This window comes from Oscillatoria sp. HE19RPO, assembly GCF_024220515.1.
Lineage (GTDB): Bacteria > Cyanobacteriota > Cyanobacteriia > Cyanobacteriales > Laspinemataceae > Laspinema.
The window spans coordinates 1-1524 of sequence record NZ_JAMXOT010000502.1 but is presented as its reverse complement, the minus strand read 5'-3'; the positions used below and the strand labels follow the sequence as shown (position 1 = coordinate 1524).

Annotated in this window: 1 protein-coding gene; it reads right to left on the bottom strand. The window is 44.9% G+C overall.

Going from position 1 to position 1524, the window contains the following annotated elements:
- Nucleotides 1-567: 567 nt before the first annotated feature.
- On the bottom strand, nucleotides 568-1356 hold the full coding sequence (locus NG833_RS30165) for a trans-aconitate 2-methyltransferase (protein ID WP_254568950.1): 789 nt from the start codon (nucleotides 1354-1356) through the stop codon (nucleotides 568-570).
- Nucleotides 1357-1524 lie beyond the last annotated feature (168 nt).

Below are 1524 nucleotides of genomic sequence, written 5' to 3'. Positions count from 1 at the left end.
ACTCCAAAAAATAAAACCTTCAAAAAACCCGCAGGCTCAAGCCTGGAGCTACACGGACAAAGCCCGCCTGCGCGGGCTAAAAGAGCCTTGTTAGGTGCGATCGCATCAAAGCAAGGATGATTTATTTGTTGGAATCCCCTTAAGCCAGATTGGAGCCAGGGTTGGGTCAACTCGTCCTCTTCCGGCGATCGGGGGAGGGCGATTTTTATGACTTTTGACATAAGTATATTTGCTGGCGGCATATCACGAATATATAAAGTTTTATGTAAATTTCACTACAAATTGAGAGGCGATCGGTCATAATTAAATGAGATAGCCTAAAACCCTTATTGAATTCGAGGATGGCAAGCATCTGAATCTGAGTTAACCCCGGATAGGATGGGAAGCCAGATAAAACCATGACACCTGAAATTATCAACAGCTTATGGATTCTGCTGGTCATCACGACGTTCAGCATCGTTTACTGCCCTTTACTCTGTTGGATTCTCCCCAACCGAAGCGGCATCGCATAGGGGAAACCCCAGTTCAAATCCCACGGCAGCAAACCGTGGGATTTTTTTGGGGAAATTATCCTAATTTTTGGGCTCTAACTCGGATTCGTTTATAATCGGCGAACCAAGTCCCCTCTCGATACAATTGCGGGGACAGTTGGGTTTCGATATCGGCTAAAATGTCCCCTTGCGCTTCCTGGGGAATTTCAGTAAATAAGCTATTTCCAAACATGGCAATCCAATTTATTAATCCGTTTTCCCCATCTTCTAACGGAGTCGGACGGTCAAACAATTGGGCGAAATCAACTTCAAATCCTCTGTTTTCTAATAGGGTTGTATAGGCACTAATACTGGGGAAATACCAAGGATTGAGATTGATATCAACGGGATAACCTGCCGATTCTATGCTAGAATAGCAAGCCTGAATAATTTGCTGAACATTTCCTTTTCCGCCAAATTCGGCTACAAACAATCCACCGGGTTTTAGGGATTTAAAAATTCCCTCAATGACGTTTTCGGCGGCCTTCATCCAGTGGAGTGCCGCGTTGGAAAAGACTTTATCAAATTGTTCAGAAAAGTCTAAGTTTTCTCCATTTTTGACTTCAAAGGTGAGGTGGGGATAGGACTGACGCGCTTGAGCAATCATGGAAATAGACTGATCTACGCCGATGACTTCCGCACCCTTGGCGGCAATTTGTTGAGCGAGATAACCTGTACCACAGCCTAAATCGAGGATGCGATCGCCGCTTTGGGGTTGCAGTAGTTCTAATAAATCGGTGCCATACTGACTGACAAATCCATGTTTGCGATCGTACAGTTCAGCATTCCATTCGGTTCGGTCTAATGGGGAAGATTGCAGGTTCATTGAGGTTTGCCTTTATGATTTTTAGTTCGTAGTAACGACTTCAGTCGTTTCCGGCGTTTGTAGTAACGACTTCAGTCGTTTCCGGCGTTTGTAGTAACGACTTCAGTCGTTTCCGGCGTTTGTAGTAACGACTTCAGTCGTTTCCGGCGTTTGTAGTAACGACTTCAG

What these genes read in the sequence shown, in the direction of transcription:
- NG833_RS30165 (WP_254568950.1), bottom strand. Translation starts at nt 1,356, where the DNA reads ATGAACCTGCAATCTTCCCCATTAGACCGAACCGAATGGAATGCTGAA.